This is a genomic window from Halomonas sp. B23F22_3, from assembly GCF_043496965.1.
Lineage (GTDB): Bacteria > Pseudomonadota > Gammaproteobacteria > Pseudomonadales > Halomonadaceae > Halomonas.
Map to the genome: position 1 here is coordinate 131,546 of NZ_JBIEKG010000006.1, position 21,602 is coordinate 153,147.

Below are 21,602 nucleotides of genomic sequence, written 5' to 3' on the forward strand. Positions count from 1 at the left end.
ACGGATCTCCCTCGAGAGACCAGGGCATGATGGGATGCTGGCGACTCTACCAGCGACCTTCCATATTCGCCATTGGTCTAACATCGAAGTCACTGGAGGATTTTTACAACAGCTACGGCCTGGGCCCGTTTCCTGTAGTGACAGGCCCGCCACGCCGGCGCCTGACCCTTGTCGCGGCCGCGACCAGCACCGACAATGGGGCTCCACTCGACCGGACGACAACGACCCGCCATGACGCGCACTGCCTTCTTCATCTCCGACGGGACCGGCATCACCGCCGAGAGTCTCGGCCGCAGCCTGCTGGCCCAGTTCGAGAGCGTCGAGATCCGCATGCTCACCAAGCCCTACATCGACTCCCTCGACAAGGCCCGCACCCTGGTGGCGATCATCGAGGCCACGGCGGTGCGCGACGGCGCGCAGCCGATCATCATCGACACCGTGGTCGACGAGGGGATCCGCGCGGTGATTCGCGAGGCACCGGGGTTCAAGGTCGATATCTTCTCGACCTTCCTCAAGCCCCTCGAGGAGGAGCTGGAGGCCCACTCCTCCTACAGCGTCGGCCGCACCCATTCCATCGGCCGCGACGACGTCTACATGGACCGGATCCACTCGGTGCACTTCGCGCTGGACAACGACGACGGGGCGCGCACCCACCAGTACGACCAGGCCGACATCATCCTGGTGGGGGTCTCGCGCTGCGGCAAGACGCCGACCTCGCTCTACCTGGCGCTGCAGTTCGGCATCCGCGCCGCCAACTACCCGCTCACCGAGGACGACCAGGACGAGAACGGCAGCCTCAAGCTGCCCAAGGTGCTGGCGCCGCATCGCCACAAGCTGTTCGGCCTGACCATCGATCCCAGGCGGCTGGCGGCGATCCGCCACGAGCGGCGACCCAACAGCCGCTACAGCTCGATGGATCAGTGCGTCCAGGAGGTCGAGCAGGCCGAGGGGCTCTATCGCCAGCTGCACGTGCCCTACATCGACACCACGCGCTTCTCGGTGGAGGAGATCTCCACGCGGATGATCGCCGAGACCGGCCTCACGCGGCGCTTCTCGCCGCGCTAGCGGATCACCCCTTCCCGCCGCAGCCGGGCGATGTCCTCCCCCGAGAGTCCCATCTCGGCGAGGATGGCATCGCTGTCCTGGCCGAGCCGGGGCGGCGCGACCTCGCTGGTCAGTGCCTCGCCGTCGAAGCGCAGCGGACTCGCCACCTGGGGCACCGCGTGATCGCCCTGGTCGAGGGTCCGCTGCAGGCCGCGATGGCGCACCTGGGGGTCATCGAACACCTCGGTCAGAGTATTGATGGGTCCCGCCGGAATGCCGCGAACCTCCAGCTCGTCGAGCCAGGCATCGCGCTCGCGGCCGAGCAGCCGCGACTGGATCATCGCCACCAGCACCTCCCGATTACCGACCCGAGCGGCATTGGTGGCATAGGCGGGATCCTCCGCCCACTCGGGGTGCCCGAGCAGAGTGGCCAGGCGCGCGAACTGGGCATCGTTGCCTACGGTGAGCACCAGGTGGCCGTCGGCGCAGGCAAAGGCCTGATAGGGCACGATGTTGGGATGGGCGTTGCCATGACGCTCTGGAGATGACCCGCTGGTCAGGGCATTGAGGGCCTGGTTGGCCAGCGTCGCGACCTGGACATCGAGGAGCGCGACGTCGATGTGGCGCCCCCGTCCGGTGCGTTCGCGCTCGTGAAGGGCCGCCAGCACCCCGACCGTGGCATAGAGCCCGGTCATCACGTCGGTGATCGCCACGCCGGTCTTCATGGGCATGCCGTCGGGCTCGCCGGTGAGGCTCATCAGGCCGCCCATGGCCTGGATCATGAAGTCGTAGCCGGCGCGGTGCGCGTAGGGCCCGTCCTGACCGAAGCCGGTGATCGAGCAGCCGATCAGCCGCGGGTTGAGCGCCTTCAGGCTCGGGTAATCCAGGCCGTACTTCGCAAGCCCCCCGACCTTGAAGTTTTCGAGCAGGATGTCGGCCCCCTTGGCCAGTTCCCTGACCAGGGCCTGGCCGCCCTCGCTGGCGATGTCGACCGCCAGCGACTGCTTGCCGCGGTTGGCACACAGGTAGTAGGCCGCCTGGCGCTCGGCCCCGTGATCGCCATCGAGCCAGGGAGGGCCCCAGCCGCGGGTATCGTCGCCGCGCGTGGGATGCTCGATCTTGATCACCCGGGCCCCCAGATCGGCCAGCTGCTGGCCGGCCCAGGGGCCGGCCAGCACCCGCGAAAGATCCAGCACCACGACTCCGTCGAGGGGTCGACTCATCACGGACTCCTTGGCAAGAGAGAGGTCGCGAGCGGCATGATCAGCCGGTGAAGGCCTGGATACCGGTCTGGGCGCGCCCGAGGATCAGGGCGTGGACGTCGTGGGTGCCCTCGTAGGTGTTCACCGCCTCGAGGTTCATGACGTGACGGATGACGTGGTACTCGTCGCTGATGCCGTTGCCGCCGTGCATGTCGCGAGCCACGCGGGCGATATCCAGCGCCTTGCCGCAGTTGTTGCGCTTGATCAGCGAGATCGCCTCAGGCACCAATTGCTCCTCATCGATCATCCGCCCCACCCGCAGCGCGGCCTGCAGCCCCAGGGCGATCTCGGTCTGCATGTCGGCGAGCTTCTTCTGGATCAGCTGGTTGGCGGCCAGCGGGCGGCCGAACTGCTTGCGCTCCAGGGTATAGTCGCGGGCGGCGTGCCAGCAGGCCTCGGCGGCGCCCATGGTGCCCCAGGCGATCCCGTAGCGCGCCCGGTTGAGGCACGAGAACGGCCCCTTGAGCCCCTTCACCCCGGGCAGGCGGGCCTCGTCGGTGACCTCCACGTCCTGCATGGCGATCTGGCCGGTGATGGAGGCGCGCAGGCTGAACTTGCCCTCGATCTTGGGCGCGGAGAGCCCCTGCATGCCCTTCTCGAGGATGAAGCCGTTGACCACGCCCTCCTCGTCCCTGGCCCAGACCACGAAGACGTCGGCGATCGGCGAGTTGGTGATCCAGGTCTTGGTGCCGTTCAGCCGCCAGCCGCCGTCGATGCGCGTGGCGCGGGTGCTCATGCCGCCGGGGTCGGAGCCGTGGTCCGGCTCGGTGAGGCCGAACGCCCCCACCCACTCGCCGCTGGCCAGCTTCGGCAGGTACTTCTCGCGCTGGGCCTCGCTGCCGAAGGCATGGATCGGGTACATCACCAGGCTAGACTGCACGCTCATCGCGCTGCGGTAGCCGGAGTCGACCCGCTCCACCTCGCGGGCGATCAGGCCGTAGCTGACGTAGTTGAGCCCCGCACCGCCGTAGCCGTCGATGGTGGCGCCGAGCAGGCCCAGCTCCCCCATCTCGTTCATGATCTCGCGGTCGAAGCGCTCATGACGGTTGGCTTCCAGCACCCGCGGCAGCAGCTTCTCCTGGCAGTAGTCGTGGGCCGTCTGGCGGACCATGCGCTCCTCTTCGCTGAGCTGGTCGATCAGGCGGAAGGGGTCGTCCCAGGTGACGGGGGTGATCTGGCTCATGGGGCATCCTCGAGTGGCGTGTCTTAATTTCTACATTTTGAACAAATGTAGACCAATAGCGCCTCACTGCCAAGCCTGATGCTCCCTGACCGCCTGCCGTCGTGACCGCGATGGGGCCCGGCAGGCACCGCTGTCAGGCGGCCCGAGGCCCGAGCTGGCGGCGGATCTGCCACCAGGCCAGCAGCCCGACCAGCAGGTTGGCCGCCAGCAGGCCGGCAAACACCCCGCTGCTGCCGGCCAGGCGACCGCCCAGCCAGGCCAGCGGCACGGTGAGCACGAACAGCCGAACCACCGACAGGCGCATGGCCAGCGCCGGGCGATGCAGGGCATTGAGCGACGAGACCGCGAGGATCACCACCCCCTGGGCGCCCAGCCCCAGGGGCACCCACCACAGGAAGCTGCGCAGCACCCCGGCCACCGCGTCGCTCTCGGCATAGCCCGCCACCAGCCAGGGCGCCAGCCCCTGCAGCGCCCCCCAGACCAGCAGCTGCCAGGCCAGCACGAAGACGAAGCAGCCGAAGATCGCCCGGCGTACCCGGTCGTGCTGGCCGGCCCCGGCGTTCTGGCTGACCAGCGGTGACAGGGTCATCGAGAGCGCCAGCACGACGATCTGGGAAATCGCCTCGATCCGGCTGCCGACGCCGTAGCCCGCCACGGCGGGATGGCCATGACCGGCGATGATGCGGGTCACCATCCCCAGGGCGATGGGCGTGAAGACGCTGGTGAGCGCCGCCGGCCCGGCGATGCGACCGAGCTCCCGCCAGGAGGCGACCAGTCCCTCGAGATCGACACCGGCCAGGTCGAAGAGCGCGCGCAGTTCGCGATGACAGGCCACCACCATCGCCATCAGGCCCCAGCTGATCACGGTGGCGAGTGCCGCCCCGCTGACGCCGAGGGCCGGGAAGGGCCCGGCCCCGAAGATCAGCCACCAGTCGAGCAGCACGTTGATGCCGGCGGCCAGCGCCATCATCAGCCCCTGGGTGGCGGTGTTGCCATGGGCGCGCAGGATGCTGTTGAGCACCCGCGGGACGATCATCGCGGCCGCGCCCAGGTACCAGATGCCCATGTAGTCGCGGATATGCGGCATCAGCACGTCGTCGGCGCCCATCAGGCGAAACAGCGGCTCCAGGGTCGCGAGTCCCAGCAGCGTCATGATCACCCCCACCACTACGGCCAGCAGGGCCGCATCGGTGGCGCGTCGGCGCACCGTCTCGGGCTCGCCCTGCCCCAGCCGACGGGCGACCACCGCCGAGGTGCCGATGCCCAGGCCAATGGCCAGGCTGATGACCGTGAAGACCACCGGGAAGGTGAAGGAGACCGCCGCCAGTTCCTCGGTGCCGAGCCGGGAGATGAACCAGGCATCCACCAGGTTGAAGCTCATCATGGCGAGCATGCCGACCACCACCGGCAGGCTCTTGCGCAGCAGGGTGGCGGCGATGGGCCCCTCGAGCAGGTCGCGACGCGCGGGGCGCGACGACTGGGGAGCGGAGGACGGGGAGGGGCTGGAAGGCGGTGCGCTCATGGGGACTCTCGACGAGAAACGGGCACGAAAGTGTGCCCGTTTTCGCCATGACCGTGTAGGCATGGGGCGCGGAACGCGCCTCGCGGTGTGACCCGCGAGTGCTACTTCTTGCCCTGCTCCTCACCCTGGCGATAGAGGGTCTGGATGCTGGAGAAGTCGCGCTGGCCACTGCCCTGGGCGCTGTGCAGGGCGAAGAGATTGCGCGCCTGGGAACCCATCGGCACGCTGGACTTCGAGCCCAGCGCCAGCTCCCAGGCGAGCCCCAGGTCCTTGGCCATCAGGTCGGTCAGGAAGCCGCCCTGGTAGTCCCGGGAGGCCGCCGAGCCCTCCATCACCCCGGGCCAGGGGTTGTAGACGTTGAGCGCCCAGTTGCCACCGCTGCTCTGCTTCATGATCTCGGAGAGCACCGCCGGATCCATGCCGTTCTTCACGCCCAGGGCCAGCGCCTCGGCGGTGCCCGACATCAGGATACCCAGCAGCATGTTGTTGCAGATCTTGGCCACCTGGCCGGCGCCGATCTCGCCGGCATGGAAGATGTTCTTGCCCATCGCCTCGAGCAGGGGCTTGCCCTGCTCGAAGCCGGCCGCATCGCCGCCGACGATGAAGGTCAGGGTGCCGGCCTTGGCGCCCCCCACCCCGCCGGAGACCGGGGCGTCCAGGTAGGTGAAGCCGCGCTCGGCGGCGGCGGCACCGACCAGGCGGGCATCGTCCGGTGCGATGGTCGAGGAATCGATCAGCAGCGGCCTGCCGTCCAGGGCGTCGAGCAGGCCCGGCGCGCCGTCGCGCCCGAGATAGAGGCTCTGCACGTGGGCGCCGGCCGGCAGCATGGAGATGACCACCTCGGCGCCCGAGGCGGCGGCCGGGGCGCTGTCCGCGCGGCTCGCGCCCTCGGCTTCGAGGGCCTGGATGGCCTCCTCCACCAGGTCGAAGACGGTCACATCGTGCCCGGCCTTGAGCAGGTTGATGGCCATGGGAGAGCCCATGTTACCGAGGCCGATAAAGGCGATGTTCATTGGCGTGGTTCCTGTGTCGTTGTGAGTTGTTCAGGGCAAGCGGGCATGACGGCCCGCGCGACGCTCTCAGCCCACGCGATGACCGAGGCCCAGGTCGCGCAGCGGGTGTGTCTCGGCGGACCAGCGTGAGCTCATCAGCGCCTGGATATCGCCCTCGGGCACCTCGGCCACCGCCGCGTGGGACCAGCGTGGCGACTTGTCCTTGTCGATCAGCAGGGCGCGCACCCCCTCGACGAAATCCCCCTCCCGGCAGCACTGCACGGAGAGGCTGAGCTCCTCGCGGAAGGCGTCGGCGAGGCTCGAGTGGGCGTGGCGCTCGAGCATCCGCCACACCAGCTGGGCACTCACCGGGCAGCCGGCCTCGAGCCGCGCCCGGTTGGCGGCGAGCCAGGCGTCCTCGGTGGTGTCACGCAGGATGCGCTTGACGGCGCTCGCGGCATCGACGCGCCCAACCAGCGACTGGAGATGGTCGAGGTGTGGCCACACCTGCGCCGGCGGGGCCGCCCCGCGATCCTCATGATCATCGAGCACCGACTGCACGCCGGCACGCAGGGCCCGCGGGGCACGATCCCCGTAGTCGGCTTCCTGCAGCGCGCCGAGCAGCGCCTCGCGCCGTTCGCGGGGAATGAAGCGATCGGCCATGCCCAGGTCGAGGGCGTCCCTGGCATTGAGCTGGGCGCCGGTCAGGCCCAGGTAGGCGCCAATGCCTGACGGCATGCGCCCCAGGAACCAGCTCGCGCCGATATCGGGATAGAGACCGATGGTGATCTCGGGCATGGCGATGCGGGTGGTTTCGGTCACCAGGCGCTGGAAGCCGCCGGCCATCAGGCCCAGCCCCCCGCCCATGACGATGCCGTCACCCCACACCATCAGCGGCTTGGGATAGGTGTGGATGCGGTGGTCGAGGCGATACTCCGCGGTGAAGTAGGTCTCGGCGAAGAGGCCGTCACGCCCGGCACCGCGGTTCTCACCCTCCTCGGTCAGCGAGCGGTAGAGGGCCACCACGTCGCCGCCGGCGCAGAAGGCCTTGTCGCCGCTGCCCTCGAGCCACACGGCTACCACGCTGCGGTCGACCGCCCAGGCGTCGAGCTTGGCCTCGAGCTGGCGGATCATCTCCAACGACAGGGCGTTGAGGGACTTCGGGGCATTCAGGGTGGCCACGCCGATACGGCCGCCATCGCGGGTGGGCAACTCGTCGAAGAGCACTGCGAGGTCCGACATCCGGGGATCTCCTGGATCTGATAAAGGGGGGTAACGGTTACTGGAGCGACTCGATGACACCGTCGGCCAGCAGGCGGCGGGCGACGATCAGGCGCATGATCTCGTTGGTCCCCTCTAGGATCTGGTGCACTCGGGTGTCGCGCACCAGCCGCTCCAGGGGGTATTCACGAATGTAACCATAGCCGCCATGCAGTTGCAGGGCCTCGTTGCAGACGTTGAAGCCCATGTCGGTGGCGAAGCGCTTGGCCATGGCGCAGTGGGCGGTGGCCTCGGGGTCATTCTGGTCGAGACGCCAGGCGGCGTGGCGGACCATCAGCCTGGCCGCGGTGAGCTCGCTGGCCATGTCGGCGAGCTTGAACTGCAGGGCCTGGAAGCTCGCGAGGTCGCGACCGAACTGCTTGCGCTCGGCCATATAGTCCCGCGACAGGGTCAGGGCCTGCTGAGCGGCGCCCAGCGAGCAGCTGGCGATGTTCAGCCGCCCGCCGTCGAGCCCCTTCATGGCGAACTTGAAGCCCTCGCCTTCGGCGCCGAGGCGGTTGGTGACCGGCACCCGCACGCCATCGAAGCTCACCAGGCGGGTCGGCTGGCTCTTCCAGCCCATCTTCTCCTCGTTCTTGCCGTACTCGATGCCCGCGGCATCCGCCGGCACCACGATCGCCGAGACGCCGCCAGCGCCGCTGTCGGACTCGCCGGTACGGGCCATCACCACCAGCACCTCGGTGGCACCCGCCCCGGAGATGAACATCTTGCTGCCCGAGATGACGTACTCGTCGCCGTCGCGAACCGCCTTGGTGCGCAGGCTCGCCGCGTCGGAGCCGGCACCGGGTTCGGTCAGGCAGTAGGAGCCCAGCGCCTCACCGGCTACCATGGCGGGCACCCAGGCCTCGCGCAAGGCATCATCGCCCCAGCTGGCGATCATCCAGGTGACCATGTTGTGGATGGTCAGGAAGGCGGTGGTGGCGATGCAGCCCTGGGAGAGCTGTTCGAAGATCAGCGAGGCCTCGAGCCGCGAGAGGCCCAGGCCGCCGTGCTCCTCGGGGGTATAGATGCCGAGAAAGCCCGCCTCACCCGCCCGGCGGATGACATCCACCGGGAAGTGGGAGGTCGCGTCCCAGTCGGCCGCATGGTCGGCAAGCTCGGCGCGGGCGAAGTCGGCGGCGGCCGCGGCCAGCGCCTTCTGATCATCGGTCAGGGAGAAGTCCATGGGGGTATCCCTCTTGTTCGGCTATGGGTGTGTGTGACATATCGAGGTGGGGGCCGCGCCGTAACGCCCGAGGGCCGGCCGTCGCGACGCCCGGCAGGCGCCATTGACCACTCCGGCCGGCGGAGCCCCAACCTAGCACTTGCTAGGTTTATCCCATATCACCCCATGGTCGAACAAGCACTTTACGTTAACGTCAACCTCGTCTAGTGTTGCCAGACGAGGTGGGAAACCGCCGGTTCACCACCCGGTCACAGGATCAACGTCATGACACAGCCAACCTCCCCGGACACCGCGAGCGGCCAGGACGCCCTGCCGCGCCAGCACCGCCAGTACACCATCGGTGAGCTGGCGAGAATGTTCGAGGTCACGCCACGCACCATCCGCTTCTATGAGCAGGAGGGCCTGCTGGCCCCGCGCCGCGAGGGGCAGAAGCGCATCTATCACGAGAAGGATCGGGTGCGCCTGAAGCTGACCCTGCGCGGCAAGCGCCTGGGCTTCTCGCTGGGCGAGATCCGCGAAGTGGTGATGATGTATGACGCCATGCCCGACGGTAATGCGCGCCAGCTGCGCCGGCTGCTGGAGATACTGGCCGACAAGCGCGCCAACCTCGAGCGCCAGCTTGAGGACATCCGCCTGATGCGCATGGAGCTCGACGACGTGGATCACCGCGCCCGGGAGGTCCTGCGCGGCCTCGGCCACGAGGCCTGAGCGCCCGCCTCGATCGACCACCGACAACGACGTCATCCTGCGTTTCACGTACACCGCCACAGGCCAACAACAAGACGAGAAACTCCATGACACGCCAACACCCTTCGATCAGCTACGTCAGCGGTATCAGCGACACTCCCCTCAAGGGCCAGACCATCGGTGACTGCTTCGACGACACCGTGGCGCGCTTCGCCGAGCGCGACGCCCTGATCAGCCGTCACCAGGGGCTGCGCTACAGCTGGAAGGAGCTTCAGCAGGCGGTCGACCAAGCGGCTCGCGCCCTGCTCGCCCTGGGGGTCAAGCAGGGCGAGCGCGTCGGCATCTGGTCGCCCAACTGCGCCGAATGGGCGATCACCCAGTTCGCCACCGCGAAGATCGGCGCCATCCTGGTCAATATCAATCCCAGCTACCGCACCCATGAGCTCGAATATGCGCTCAAGCAGTCCGGCGCCACGACGCTGATCCTGCAGGGCGCCTTCAAGAGCTCCGACTACGTGGCGACGCTGGCCGAGCTGGCACCGGAGCTGCGCGACGGCAGTCCCGACACCTTCAAGAGCGCCAGGCTCCCCGCGCTCGAGCGGGTGGTGTGCCTGGACGCCGACCGCGCCCTGACCGGCATGTTCAGCTGGCAGTCGATGCTGGCCCACGCCGACGAGGTCTCCGCGGAGCGGCTCGCCGAGGTCCAGGCCGGCCTGCAGTTCGACGACCCGATCAACATCCAGTACACCTCGGGCACCACCGGTGCGCCCAAGGGCGCCACCCTCTCCCACCACAACATCCTGAACAACGGCTTCTTCGTGGCGCGCACCATGAACCTCGACGAGACCGATCGCATGGTGATCCCGGTGCCGCTCTATCACTGCTTTGGCATGGTGATGGGCAACCTCGGCTGCGTGACCCACGGCGCCACCATGATCTATCCCGGCGACGGCTTCGAGGCGGGCGAGACGCTGCGTGCGGTGGCCGAGGAGCGCGCCACCACCCTCTACGGGGTGCCGACGATGTTCATCGCCGAGCTGGAGCACCCGGAGTTCGAGAGCTTCGACCTCTCCTCCCTGCGCACCGGCATCATGGCCGGCTCCATCTGCCCCATCGAGGTGATGCGCAAGGTCATCGACAAGATGCACATGCAGGACGTGACCATCTGCTACGGCATGACCGAGACCAGCCCGGTCAGCTTCCAGACCCAGACCGATGCCCCGCTGGAGAAGCGCGTCACCACGGTCGGCACCATCCACCCGCACCTCGAGGTCAAGCTGGTCAGCCCGGACACCGGCGCCGTGGTGCCCCGCGGCGGCACCGGCGAGCTCTGCACGCGCGGCTACAGCGTGATGCTCGGCTACTGGGAGAACGAGGAGGCCACCGCCAAGGCCATCGATGCGGCGGGCTGGATGCACACCGGCGACCTCGCCACCATGGACGACGAGGGCTATGTGGCGATCGTCGGGCGCATCAAGGACATGATCATCCGCGGCGGCGAGAACATCTACCCGCGCGAGATCGAGGACTTCCTCTATACCCATCCGGCCATCTCCGACGTGCAGGTGATCGGCGTGCCCGACGAGAAGTACGGCGAAGAGGTGATGGCCTGGGTCAAGCTCAGCGAGGGCGAGAGCCTGGACGAGGAGGGCCTCAAGGCCTTCTGCAAGGGCCAGATCGCCCACTACAAGGTGCCGCGCTACGTGAAGTTCGTCGACGCCTTCCCGATGACCGTCACCGGCAAGATCCAGAAGTTCAAGATGCGCGAGGAAGCCACCCACGAGCTGGGCCTGGCCTGAGTCTCGATGCCATGAACCGCTGAGCGGCACGAAAAAACCCCGCGGCCCGATGGTCCGCGGGGTTTTTCATGTGACGCGCGACGTGTGGTTCAGCGCATCCGCAGCGGCCGGATCAGAGCCCCTTGGGCGCGTAGATCCCCGGCGCGTTGCGCCAGTAACCCTTGTAGTCCATGCCGAAGCCGAACACGTAGCGGTCGGCGACCTCCAGGCTGCAGTAGTCCGCCTTGAGCCCCGGCACCGCCTTGCGCTCGTGCTGCTTGTCGACCAGCACCGCGGTGGAGATGCTCGCCGCCCCGGCCTCGCGGCAGTAGTCGAGGATGGCGGCGAGGGTCGCCCCCTCGTCGAGGATGTCGTCGACGATCACCACGTGGCGCCCGGCCATGGGCACCTCCGGGGAGACGCGCCAGAACAGCTCGCCGCCGCGGATGCCGCCGCGATAGCGCGTGGCATGGAGATAGTCGACCTCGACCGGAAAGCCCAGGCGGGTCAGCAGGTGGCCGGTGGTGATCAGCCCGCCGTTCATCACGCAGTAGAAGACCGGCAGCTTGTCACCCAGGTCGCGGGTGATCTCGTCGGCCATGCGGTCCAGGGCGAGCTCGACCTCGGACTGCGAGATCAGGCAGTCGGCGTTGTCCATGAGCTCGCGCATGTCGTCCAGCGACGGGTGGAAGGTATCGAGTGTGGGCATCGGTTAGCGACTCGTCATCGGCAAGTGAAATCGGTGTAGAGCGGCGGACAGGCGTCAGCTGGCCGCCAGGGCTTCCAGGTGGGCGTGGACGCGGCGCCAGCGCGACAGCGCGCCCAGCGCCTGCAGGTCGGGGCGAGCGCGGGCATAGCGCAGTCGGGAGAGGCGCCGTGCCTGGTGGCCGTGACAGGCCTCGACGACCTCGAGGGCCGCGGCGCGATCGTTGCAGACCAGCAGCATGTCACAGCCCGCCGCCAGCGCCGCCCGGGCCCGCTCTCCCGGCGTCCCGGCGGAGGCCGCGCCGGCCATGCTCAGGTCGTCGGAGAAGATCGCGCCCTTGAACCCCAGGCTCTCGCGCAGCATCCCCAGCCACGCCGGCGAGAAGCCGGCCGGGCGATGATCGAAGGCGGAGTAGACGACATGCGCCGGCATCACCGCGTCGAGGCGCGGGGCCAGCCGGGCGAAAGGCACCAGGTCATGGTCATGCAGCGCCTCCAGCGGCCGCGCATCCACCGGCAGCTCGTGATGGGAGTCGGCCGCGACGCCACCGTGGCCGGGGAAGTGCTTGCCGACGCCGACCATGCCCGCCTCATGCAGGCCGTCGAGGAAGGCGCGCCCCATGCGTGCCACGGCCTCGGGGTCGGCGGAGAAACTGCGATCCCCGATCACGCTGGAGGTGCCGCCGTCGACGTCGAGCACCGGTGCGAAGGAGAGATCCAGGCCGCAGGCGGCCATCTCCATGCCCAGCAGCCAGCCGGCATCCTGACAGAGCCGCAGGGTGACCTCGGGCTGCTCGGCGAAGCCACGGCCCAGGCGCCCCATGGCCGGCAGCCGCGTCACGCCCTCGCGCAGGCGCTGGACACGACCGCCCTCCTGGTCGACCGCCAGCAGCAGGTCGGGGCGGATGCGGCGGATCTCGTCGCTCAGGGCGCGGACCTGGGCCGCCGAGGCGATGTTACGGGCGAACAGGATCACCCCGCCGACCTCGGGACGCGCCAGCAGCTCGCCCTCTTCGGGGGTCAGGCTCTGGCCCTCCAGATCCAGCATCACCGGTCCGAGCATCTGGGTCATGATCGTGCCCCTGGAAGTAGAAAGGGAGCAGATTCTAGACCAAAGCCGGACGCCAGGACAGCCCGTGAGGCAACGCGCAGAAGCCGGGCAATCGCGATCGTCCCCCGATACAATGGCGCTTTGGAACCGACCGGACAGGAGTCACCCTTGCTCGCCGACCTCCCCCCCTCGCTGCTCTGGCCACTCGCGGCCGTCCTGGGCCTGTGCCTGGGCAGTTTCCTCAACGTGGTGATCACGCGACTGCCGGTGATGCTAATGCTGGGCTGGCGCGCCGAGGCCCGAGACGCGCTGGAGCTCGAACCGGAAGCGACGCCACGCTTCAACCTGTTGACGCCCCGTTCGCTCTGCCCTCGCTGCGAGGCCCCCATCGCCTGGCACGACAACATCCCGCTGCTGGGCTGGTTCAAGCGCCGCGGGCGCTGCGCCAGCTGCGAGGCGCGCATCAGCCCCCAGTACCCGCTGGTCGAGCTGGCCGGCGGCGTGCTGGCGCTGACGGTGCTGGCACTCTTCGGCCCCACGCTGCAGGCCCTGTTCATCCTCGGCGCCTGCCTGGTGCTGCTGGCCATGGCGGTCATCGACCTGCGCACCCAGCTGCTGCCCGACGTGCTTACCCTGCCGCTGCTGTGGGCGGGCCTGCTCTATCAGCTGCTGTTCCAGCCGCTGCTGCTGCCCTCGGCGGTGATCGGCGCCATGGCCGGCTATCTGGTGCTGTGGAGTTTCTACTGGCTGTTCAAGCTGGTCACCGGCAAGGAGGGCATGGGCTATGGCGACTTCAAGCTGCTGGCGGCCCTCGGCGCCTGGCTGGGCTGGCAGACCCTGCCGCTGGTGCTGATCCTCTCCGCCGGGGCCGGGGCGCTGGTGGGCATCCTCATCCAGCTCGCGGTACCGCGTCTGCGCGGCGCCCCGCTACCCTTCGGGCCCTGGCTGGTGATGGCCGGCTGGCTCGCCCTGCTGGCGGGCGAGCCGCTGATGGCACTTTATACCGGGCTGCTCTATTGACCCCTCGAGATCCATGACACCGCACAGGAGACGACGATGATCATTGGCGTGACGGGCGGCATCGCCTCGGGAAAGTCCACGGTGGCGCGCGCCTTCGCGGCGCTGGGCATTCCCTGGGTGGATGCCGACGACGTGGCCCGCGAGATCGTCGAGCCCGGCGAGCCGGCCCTGGCCGAGATCGCCGACCATTTCGGCGCCGCGGTGATCACCCCGGACGGTCGCCTCGATCGTCGCGCGCTGCGCGAGATCGTCTTCGCCGACGAGGCCCAGCGTCGCCGCCTGGAGGCGATCACCCACCCGCGCGTTCGCGAGCGACTCACCGCCCACCTGGCGAGGCTCGAGGCCCAGTCGGCGCCCTATGTGCTGCTGGTCTCGCCGCTACTCTTCGAGTCGGGCCAGGCGGCGCTGGTCGACCGCTGCCTGGTCATCGATGTCCCCGAGTCGGTGCAGATCGCGCGCACCGCGGCGCGGGACGACGTGGACGAGGCCCAGGCACGCGCCATCGTGGCCGCCCAGATGCCGCGCCCGGCACGCCTGGCGCGCGCCGACGACGTGATCGACAATGCCGCAGGCGAGGACGCCCTGGCGCGTCAGGTGGCCGAGCTCGACCGACGCTACCGGGACGCCACCGACTTGCCTCCCGCGCCCTGAATCCCCATCCTTTCCCGACATTCCGTCCAGGACGATATCGCATGAGCCCGCACGACACCGCACGCCCCCTGGAAGTCGCCTGCCCACAGTGCCGCAAGAAGGTAGTGTGGCGCGAGGACAACGCCTACCGACCCTTCTGCAGCAAGCGCTGCCGCCTGCTCGACCTCGGCGCCTGGGCCGACGAGTCTCACCGCATCGCTGGCGAGCCGGCCATGGACGAGACCGATCTCGACGCCCTGCTGGCACGCGCCGACCGGGACGGTGACGCCTCGTGACACATGGCGGCCAACGCCCCGAATACCGGCTGCTGGCCGAGCTGGAGGCCGTATTCGATCGCCTTCTTGAGCAGATCGACGCCCTGGTGGTGCACTGGGAGGCCTCCCGCGGGGTGGCCTGGTCCTTCGACCACGAGACGGCCGACGCCGCCTGGCTGCGCCGGAGCCTGCTGGATGTCTGGTATCAGGATGGCCAGGACGGCCGGGCGACCCGCGCCCATGTCGGCCTGGTGGCCGCCGACGAGCGGGTGATGGAGGCAGCCCACGAGGTCAATGCCACCAAGCAGGCGTTCGCCGCGCTGCTCGCCGAGATCCGCCGCGAGGTGCCCTCGCTGATTCCGGAGATCAAGGCGGTGCTGCCGTTCAGGCACCCTGCCCTGCACGACCACCTGCGCGGCACGGGCCTGGCGCGGCTGCACCTCAAGCAGTGCTGGCGGTCGATTCCCCTCGCCGAGGCGCCGCTGGCTCGCGTTCGGCTCGCCTGGTACTCGAGCGGACGCTCGATCAAGCGGCTGACGGTGCGCGAGGCGGAGCGGAAGCTGCTGGCACTGGACAGCGACGCGCCCCATATTCGCATCCAGCTGCGCCAGCTCGCCGGCATCCCCGACGGCGAACCGCTGGCCCAGGTGCAGACGCAGGCCCCGCTGATGCGCGCCAATCTCTTCTACCGCGAACCGCTCGAGGATGGCCGCTCCCGGCGGGCCATGAACGTCGCCCTGCCGCTGTTCGTGCCGAGCCCCGAGGGTCGCCTGCCCGACCACAACTGCCCCCCGCCGACCCCGCCCGCTTCGCGGACCCGGGCGCGTCGCCGCGACGAGCGGCTGGAAGACGAGGCGTTCCTGCCGAGCCTGAGGGTCTATCGCTACCGGTGAGGTATCCGCCTCGCCTCAGGCGAGGTGTCCGAGGGACTTCAACGTCTGCAGCAGTCGACTCACCTCGTCGGCCGACTGAGTGTACTCGCTCATCAGCGCCGTCAGGCGCTCTTCGAAGAGGCGCTGGCGCGCCGTCTCATCCTGCGGCTCGACTGCCACACCCTGCGTCTGGCCTTCTGAAAGCTCGGTTGCGCCGCTGGGACCCTTCGGCTTGCTGTCGGCAGCATCGAGACCGCGCAATGCTTCGGCGAAGGCATCGTCGAGTTCGCGGAACTTGCGCAACTTTTCACGCTCGTCCACGGGCTGTCGGGAGTTATGCTGTTTCATGTGTTTCCAATAGCGTCGAGGCGACGGCCGGGCGGGAAGACGGTGTTACGGGCCCTCGCCGTTAATCGGGGATAAAATAATTATACCGCCTAAGACAGAGCGAATCACCTTCCCGGTCTCCAGCAATGCCTATAAGGCACTCGATGACACCGCGGCCCGAAACGACGACGCCGCCCCGAGGGGCGGCGTCGTGAAGGCGATGGTGACGAGGATCACTCCTCGACGCGCACCAGCCAGGACTCGACGGCGTCGGAGCCGTGCTCGTCCTTCCACGCCTTGAGCGTCTTCTGGTTACCGCCGCGGGTTTCCACCACTTCGCCGGTATGGGGGTTCTTGTAGATCTTCAGCTTGCGCTTGCGACGGGTGCCGCCGCTGGCCGGAGACGCCGCGCTGGCCTGGGCGGCCGGCTTGGGATTGAGCAGCGCGATGACGTCGGCGGCGCTCTTGTCGAACTCGCGCATCAGCGCTTCGAGCTTTTCCTTGAACTCGAGTTCGGCCTTGAGGCGATCATCATTCTGCAGCTTGTCCAGTTCGGACTGGATTTGCTTCAGTTGCTGTTCCATCTGCATGTAGTTGCTGAGCAGCGATGACATCTAAAAATTCCTTATTAGACATTAGGGGATGCAGGGCATTATTGCCTGTTTAAACTTCTTTGGCAAGAGTATGAACATTCATTCCCAGTTCAGCAAATAATAGTCTCAAATACTGCGAATCAACATGCAGGCACCTTGCCCGACAACTTGAAGATAGCCCTATTTAATAAGGAACGCTGAATGTTTTGTGGCGATTTAGACGACGCGAAGCCCCCACCGACGATACCTCACAACACCCAGCATCGAGGCCACAAACAGAAGACGCCGCCCCGAGGGGCGGCGTCTTGTCGACCGATAGGCGGGACGTATCCCGCGGGAATCAGTCCTGACCCATCTGCTGCTTGATGAGGTCACCGATGGTGGTGGCACCGGACTCGGTGCTCTCTTCACGCAGCTTCTTGAGGTTCTGACGGGTGTCGTCCTGATCCTTGGCCTTGATGGACAGGGCGATCTGGCGGTTCTTGCGATCGACACCGATGATACGGGCCTCGACGCTGTCGCCTTCGTTCAGCGCATTGCGAGCATCCTCGACGCGGTCGGCACTGATCTCGGACGCCTTGAGTACGGCGACGACATCGGTGGCCAGCTCGACCTGGGCTTCCTTGGCATCGACCTCGACCACGCGGCCGGTGACGATGGAGCCCTTGTCGTTGACGGCCAGGAACTCGGAGACCGGGTCGGTATCGAGCTGCTTGATGCCCAGCGAGATGCGCTCACGCTCCGGATCGATGGAGAGGATGACGGCTTCCGCCTCGTCGCCCTTCTTGAAGGAGCGAACGGCTTCCTCGCCGGTGTCGGTCCAGGAGATGTCGGACAGGTGCACCAGGCCGTCGATACCGCCTTCCAGGCCGATGAAGATACCGAAGTCGGTGATCGACTTGATGGTACCGGTGACGCGGTCGCCCTTGTTGTAGCGCGCGTTGAAGTCTTCCCACGGGTTGGTGGTGCACTGCTTGATACCCAGGGAGATACGACGACGCTCCTCGTCGATGTCCAGCACCATGACGTCCACATCGTCGCCGACCTGCACGACCTTGGACGGATGGATGTTCTTGTTGGTCCAGTCCATCTCGGACACGTGGACCAGGCCCTCGACACCCTCTTCCAGCTCGGCGAAGCAGCCGTAGTCGGTGAGATTGGTGACGGTGGCGTGCACCTTGGTGCCTTCCGGGTAACGATCCTTGATGTTGACCCACGGATCTTCGCCCAGCTGCTTCAGACCCAGGGAGACACGGTTACGCTCGCGATCGAACTTGAGCACCTTGACGGTGATCTCGTCGCCCACGGCCACGATCTCGCTCGGATGCTTGATGCGCTTCCAGGCCATGTCGGTGATGTGCAGCAGGCCGTCGACGCCACCGAGGTCGACGAAGGCGCCGTAGTCGGTGAGGTTCTTGACGATACCGATGATCTGCTGACCTTCCTGCAGAGTGGCCAGGAGGGCCTCACGCTCGGCGCTGTTCTCGGCTTCGAGCACGGCGCGACGAGAAACGACAACGTTGTTGCGCTTCGGGTCGAGCTTGATGACCTTGAAGTCGAGTTCCTTGTTCTCCAGGTGGGTGGTGTCGCGCACGGGGCGGACGTCCACCAGGGAACCCGGCAGGAAGGCACGGATGGAGTCGACGTCGACGGTGAAGCCGCCCTTGACCTTGCCGTTGATCACGCCCTTGACGATCTCTTCCTTCTCGAAGGCGGCTTCCAGCACCTTCCACGCTTCGGCACGCTTGGCCTTCTCGCGGGACAGGCGGGTCTCGCCGAAACCGTCTTCGACGGCTTCCAGGGCGACATGCACCTCGTCACCGACGGCGATGGAGAGCTCGCCGTTCTCGTCGCGGAACTGAGCCGCGGGGATCTGGCCTTCAGATTTCAGGCCGGCATTGACGGTGACCCAGTCGCCGTCGATGTCGACGATGGTAGCCGCGACGATGGCGCCCGGCTCCATGTTGATGTCCTGGAGAGACTGTTCAAACAGTTCAGCAAAGCTTTCGCTCATGATGTTCCTACGTGATCAACGTTGAGTACGGCGTTTCCGCCATCTCCGCACCACCAGCGAGTGCGGGCCTTATTTACCAAACCCCCGGGGATGTTGGCGCTGGTTCGACCTGGCCCGGCTTTCGGCACATGAGAGTGCCGGACCACGTCATCACATCTTCCCGGGGACGCCGCAAGGGAGTTTCAGGTGGCGGATGCCAGACCACGCTCGGTCAGCAGTTCCGTCAGCCGATCCACCACTTCCGGTATCGTCAGGCGCGTGGTGTCAAGCGTAATGGCGTCATCGGCCGGCTTGAGCGGTGCCACGCTGCGCTGCATGTCGCGTGCATCGCGCGCCTGAATCTCCTTCAAAAGACTCGATAGACTAGCATCGCCCCCCGCTTCCTGCAACTGACGCTGACGGCGGTGGGCCCGCTCCTCCGCGCTCGCGGTGAGGAAAATCTTGAGGGGGGCCCCGGTGAAGACCACGGTGCCCATGTCCCGCCCGTCGGCGACCAGCCCCGGGGGCTTGCGAAAGTCGTGCTGCCGCTGCAGCAGGGCCTGGCGCACCGCCGGCAGGGCCGCGACCCGGGAGGCCGCATCACCCACCTGCTCGGTGCGAATGGTCGTGGTGGCCTCCTCGCCCTCCAGCAGCACGCGGGTCGTGTCTGGCTCGGCGACGAAGACCACGTCGAGGCCGCGGGCGACCTCGGCGATCCGCGCCTCGTCATCCAGCGGGACCTCGTGCTTGACCGCCGCCAGGGCGGTCAGGCGATAGAGCGCGCCGCTGTCCAGCAGGTGCCAGCCCAGGCGCTCGGCGACCAGGCGACTGATGGTGCCCTTGCCGGCCCCGCCGGGGCCATCGATGGTGAGAACCGGTGCCGCGCTGCTCATGATGCCTCCTGCTCCTCGAGGGTCAGCCCGACGCGACGCGCCAGGTCGATGAAGCCGGGGAAGGAGGTGGCGACGTTGGCACAGTCGTCGATCTCGATCGGCTCGCCGGCGCGCAGCGCCGCGATGGCAAACGACATGGCGATGCGGTGATCCCCCAGGCTATCGATGCGCCCGCCGCCGTAGTTGGCGCCTTCCGGACGACCTCCGCCGACGATGTCGATGCCGTCCTCGAGCAGGCTATGCTCGACCCCGATGATGGCCAGGCCATCGGCCATGGCCTTCAGGCGGTCGGACTCCTTGACGCGCAGCTCCTCGGCCCCGCGCAGCCGGGTCGTGCCCGTGGCGTTGGCGGCGGCGATGAACAGCGCCGGGAATTCGTCGATGGCGAGCGGCACCTGATCCAGGGGAATGTCGATGCCCTCGAGCGGCGCATGGCGAATGTGCAGGTCGGCGACCGGCTCGCCGCCCACCTCATGCTCGTTCTCGAGGCGCAGATCGGCGCCCATCAGCCGCAGGATATTGATCACCCCGACGCGGGTCGGGTTGATGCCGACGTGCTCGAGCACCAGGTCCGAGCCCGGCGTGATCGCCGCCGCGACCAGGAAGAAGGTCGCCGAGGAGATGTCCGAGGGCACGTCGATGGGCGCGGCGCTGAGCCGGCCTCCCCCCTGCAGCCAGCAGGTGTCTCCCTGGCGCTCGACCGCGTAGCCGAAGCCGGCCAGCATCCGCTCGGTGTGGTCGCGGGTCGGTGCCGGCTCGCGCACCCGGGTCTCGCCCTCGGCGTAGAGACCGGCGAGCAGCAGGCAGGACTTCACCTGGGCGCTGGCCATGGGCATGTCATAGGTGATGCCGGTGAGCGACTCGCCGCCGTGAATGTGCAGCGGCGGACGGCCGCCCTCGGCGGTATCGATCCGGGCCCCCATCAGGCGCAGCGGATCGGCGACCCGCCCCATGGGCCGCTTGGTCAACGAGGCGTCGCCGGTGAGCTCGGTATCGAAGGCCTGGCCGGCCAGCAGCCCCGCGAACAGGCGCATGGCGGTGCCGGCGTTGCCGACGTAGAGTGGACCGGCGGGCGCCTTGAGGCCATGCATGCCGACGCCGTGTACGGTCACGCGCCCCTGGTGGGGCCCCTCGATGGCCACGCCCATCTCACGAAAGGCCTGCAGCGTGGCCAGGCTGTCCTCGCCCTCGAGGAAGCCCTTGACCTCGGTGACCCCCTCGGCCAGCGCCCCGAGCATGATGGCGCGATGGGAGATCGACTTGTCGCCGGGCACGCGAATCCGCCCGGCGACGGTGCCGCCGGGACTCGCCCGGAAGCACAGCTTGCCGTGTTGTTGCATCTGATACTCCGCCTGATAACTGGTCTGGTTGAGCAGGGATTCGAAATAGTGCCGGGCATGGCTGGCGCGATCGAAGGTCGCCAGCATGGCGTCGCCGTCGCCGCTCTCCACGGCGCGGCGCAGGCGCGCCACCCCCGCCTCGAAGTCGTCCAGGGAGGCGAGCACCGCGTCGCGATTGGCGATGAAGATGTCCCGCCACATCACCGGATCGCTGCCGGCGATGCGGGTGAAGTCGCGAAAGCCGCCGGCGGCATAGCGGAAGATCTCCAGCCGCTCGTCCTGGCGGGCCAGGGTGTCGACCAGCGAGAAGGCCAGCAGGTGCGGCAGGTGGCTGGTGCGGGCCAGCACCTGGTCGTGACGCTCCACCGCCATCTCCAGCACCTCGGCCTGGCAGCACGCCCAGAGCCGCCGCACCCGGGCGATGGCGGCCGGGTCGGTATCGGGCTCGGGGGTCAGGATCACCTTGTGGCGGGCATAGAGGGCCGGATCGGCGGCGGCCACACCGCTCTTCTCGGAACCGGCGATGGGGTGGCCCAGCACCAGGTTGGTCGGCATCCGCCCTAAGGCGGCGATGGCCGAGCGGCGAATCGCCGCCTTGGCGCTGCCCACGTCGGTGACCACGACATCGGGCGCGGCCCTCTCCAGGCAGCCGGCGAGCTCGCGCATCACGCCACCCATGGCCATCACGGGCACCGCCAGCACCACCAGCGACGCCCCCTCGACGAGCGCTTCGAGGCGAGTGTCGCCGCGATCGATCAAACCCATCTCGATGCCGCGGGCGATCTCCCCGGCGTCGGGATCGCAGGCCACAAGCTCGCCCTGACCGCCGGCCCCGTAGCCGGCGGCGCCCTCTTTTGCCGCCCCGTCGCCGGCGGCGGCTTCTTTCGCCGCCCCGTAACCGGCGGCACGGAGAGCGGCGGCCAGCGAGCCGCCGATCAGGCCGAGCCCGACGATCAGGATCCGCGCCTCGCGCACCTCACCCGCCATGC

The 21,602-nt window shown here is 68.0% G+C and carries 20 protein-coding genes; 7 read left to right on the top strand and 13 right to left on the bottom strand.

The features are described 5' to 3' along the window. Nucleotides 1-231: 231 nt before the first annotated feature. Nucleotides 232-1,065 carry a posphoenolpyruvate synthetase regulatory kinase/phosphorylase PpsR gene (gene ppsR / locus ACGTNG_RS14935; RefSeq protein WP_394797318.1) on the top strand — a complete coding sequence of 278 codons (834 nt, stop codon included), beginning with the start codon at nt 232-234 and terminating at the stop codon, nt 1,063-1,065. On the opposite strand, the gene ACGTNG_RS14940 is transcribed toward ppsR, so the two are convergent. The 6 genes from ACGTNG_RS14940 to ACGTNG_RS14965 form a co-directional block, all read right to left on the bottom strand. Then, a complete protein-coding gene (locus ACGTNG_RS14940; RefSeq protein ID WP_394797319.1) occupies nt 1,062-2,267 on the bottom strand; it encodes a CaiB/BaiF CoA transferase family protein in 1,206 nt (401 codons plus the stop codon). The genes ppsR and ACGTNG_RS14940 overlap by 4 nt on opposite strands. 40 nt (nt 2,268-2,307) lie before the next feature. Beyond that, entirely contained in the window at nt 2,308-3,489 is a 1,182-nt protein-coding gene (locus tag ACGTNG_RS14945; protein WP_394797320.1) for an acyl-CoA dehydrogenase, read from the bottom strand. Nucleotides 3,490-3,622: 133 nt separating this feature from the next. Then, on the bottom strand, nt 3,623-5,011 hold the full coding sequence (locus ACGTNG_RS14950) for an MATE family efflux transporter (protein WP_394797321.1): 1,389 nt from the start codon (nt 5,009-5,011) through the stop codon (nt 3,623-3,625). Between the two features lie 101 nt (nt 5,012-5,112). Then, entirely contained in the window at nt 5,113-6,024 is a 912-nt protein-coding gene (gene mmsB / locus ACGTNG_RS14955; protein ID WP_394797322.1) for a 3-hydroxyisobutyrate dehydrogenase, read from the bottom strand. Nucleotides 6,025-6,090: 66 nt separating this feature from the next. Continuing rightward, nucleotides 6,091-7,245, bottom strand: a complete 1,155-nt coding sequence (locus ACGTNG_RS14960) for an enoyl-CoA hydratase/isomerase family protein (RefSeq protein WP_394797323.1) — start codon at nt 7,243-7,245, stop codon at nt 6,091-6,093. Between the two features lie 37 nt (nt 7,246-7,282). Next, nucleotides 7,283-8,449 (bottom strand): acyl-CoA dehydrogenase family protein, encoded by a 1,167-nt coding sequence (locus ACGTNG_RS14965; RefSeq protein WP_394797324.1) that lies wholly within the window; start codon nt 8,447-8,449, stop codon nt 7,283-7,285. Nucleotides 8,450-8,713: 264 nt separating this feature from the next. Between ACGTNG_RS14965 and ACGTNG_RS14970 the strand changes: the two genes are divergently transcribed. Together ACGTNG_RS14970 and ACGTNG_RS14975 are read left to right on the top strand one after the other, a co-directional pair. Next, a complete protein-coding gene (locus tag ACGTNG_RS14970; RefSeq protein ID WP_138179698.1) occupies nt 8,714-9,157 on the top strand; it encodes a MerR family transcriptional regulator in 444 nt (147 codons plus the stop codon). Nucleotides 9,158-9,243: 86 nt separating this feature from the next. After that, complete coding sequence (locus tag ACGTNG_RS14975; RefSeq protein ID WP_394797325.1) at nt 9,244-10,935, top strand: AMP-binding protein; 1,692 nt, start codon at nt 9,244-9,246, stop codon at nt 10,933-10,935. 112 nt (nt 10,936-11,047) lie between these two features. Here the strand turns inward: ACGTNG_RS14975 and ACGTNG_RS14980 are convergent, their stop codons facing one another. Together ACGTNG_RS14980 and nagZ are read right to left on the bottom strand one after the other, a co-directional pair. Beyond that, nucleotides 11,048-11,623 (bottom strand): hypoxanthine-guanine phosphoribosyltransferase, encoded by a 576-nt coding sequence (locus ACGTNG_RS14980; protein WP_394797326.1) that lies wholly within the window; start codon nt 11,621-11,623, stop codon nt 11,048-11,050. A gap of 54 nt (nt 11,624-11,677) precedes the next feature. Next, nucleotides 11,678-12,691: a beta-N-acetylhexosaminidase gene (gene nagZ / locus ACGTNG_RS14985; protein ID WP_394797327.1), complete on the bottom strand. Its 1,014-nt coding sequence runs from the start codon at nt 12,689-12,691 to the stop codon at nt 11,678-11,680. Between the two features lie 147 nt (nt 12,692-12,838). Here nagZ and ACGTNG_RS14990 point away from each other — a divergent pair, with 147 nt between their 5' ends. From ACGTNG_RS14990 to ACGTNG_RS15005, 4 genes are read left to right on the top strand one after another with little or no spacing between them, the layout of a single operon-like run. Continuing rightward, nucleotides 12,839-13,690 (top strand): prepilin peptidase, encoded by an 852-nt coding sequence (locus ACGTNG_RS14990; RefSeq protein ID WP_394797328.1) that lies wholly within the window; start codon nt 12,839-12,841, stop codon nt 13,688-13,690. A gap of 36 nt (nt 13,691-13,726) precedes the next feature. After that, nucleotides 13,727-14,341 carry a dephospho-CoA kinase gene (gene coaE / locus ACGTNG_RS14995; protein ID WP_394797329.1) on the top strand — a complete coding sequence of 205 codons (615 nt, stop codon included), beginning with the start codon at nt 13,727-13,729 and terminating at the stop codon, nt 14,339-14,341. Between the two features lie 41 nt (nt 14,342-14,382). After that, nucleotides 14,383-14,616, top strand: a complete 234-nt coding sequence (gene yacG / locus ACGTNG_RS15000; RefSeq protein WP_394797330.1) for a DNA gyrase inhibitor YacG — start codon at nt 14,383-14,385, stop codon at nt 14,614-14,616. Then, nucleotides 14,613-15,488 (top strand): DNA replication terminus site-binding protein, encoded by an 876-nt coding sequence (locus tag ACGTNG_RS15005; RefSeq protein WP_394797331.1) that lies wholly within the window; start codon nt 14,613-14,615, stop codon nt 15,486-15,488. The genes yacG and ACGTNG_RS15005 overlap by 4 nt, the downstream gene beginning before the upstream one ends. A 15-nt stretch (nt 15,489-15,503) precedes the next feature. Here ACGTNG_RS15005 and ACGTNG_RS15010 read toward each other — a convergent pair whose 3' ends face one another. The 5 genes from ACGTNG_RS15010 to ACGTNG_RS15030 all read right to left on the bottom strand — a co-directional run bounded on the left by ACGTNG_RS15010 (nt 15,504) and on the right by ACGTNG_RS15030 (nt 21,600). Beyond that, a complete protein-coding gene (locus ACGTNG_RS15010; RefSeq protein WP_394797332.1) occupies nt 15,504-15,815 on the bottom strand; it encodes a hypothetical protein in 312 nt (103 codons plus the stop codon). A 212-nt stretch (nt 15,816-16,027) separates the two neighbouring features. Beyond that, nucleotides 16,028-16,408 carry a histone-like nucleoid-structuring protein, MvaT/MvaU family gene (locus ACGTNG_RS15015; protein WP_394797333.1) on the bottom strand — a complete coding sequence of 127 codons (381 nt, stop codon included), beginning with the start codon at nt 16,406-16,408 and terminating at the stop codon, nt 16,028-16,030. 319 nt (nt 16,409-16,727) lie between these two features. Further along, complete coding sequence (rpsA, locus tag ACGTNG_RS15020) at nt 16,728-18,401, bottom strand: 30S ribosomal protein S1 (protein ID WP_394797334.1); 1,674 nt, start codon at nt 18,399-18,401, stop codon at nt 16,728-16,730. A gap of 182 nt (nt 18,402-18,583) precedes the next feature. Continuing rightward, nucleotides 18,584-19,273 carry a (d)CMP kinase gene (cmk, locus tag ACGTNG_RS15025; protein ID WP_394797335.1) on the bottom strand — a complete coding sequence of 230 codons (690 nt, stop codon included), beginning with the start codon at nt 19,271-19,273 and terminating at the stop codon, nt 18,584-18,586. Then, nucleotides 19,270-21,600 (bottom strand): bifunctional prephenate dehydrogenase/3-phosphoshikimate 1-carboxyvinyltransferase, encoded by a 2,331-nt coding sequence (locus ACGTNG_RS15030; protein ID WP_394797336.1) that lies wholly within the window; start codon nt 21,598-21,600, stop codon nt 19,270-19,272. The genes cmk and ACGTNG_RS15030 overlap by 4 nt, the downstream gene beginning before the upstream one ends. Nucleotides 21,601-21,602: the final 2 nt, after the last annotated feature.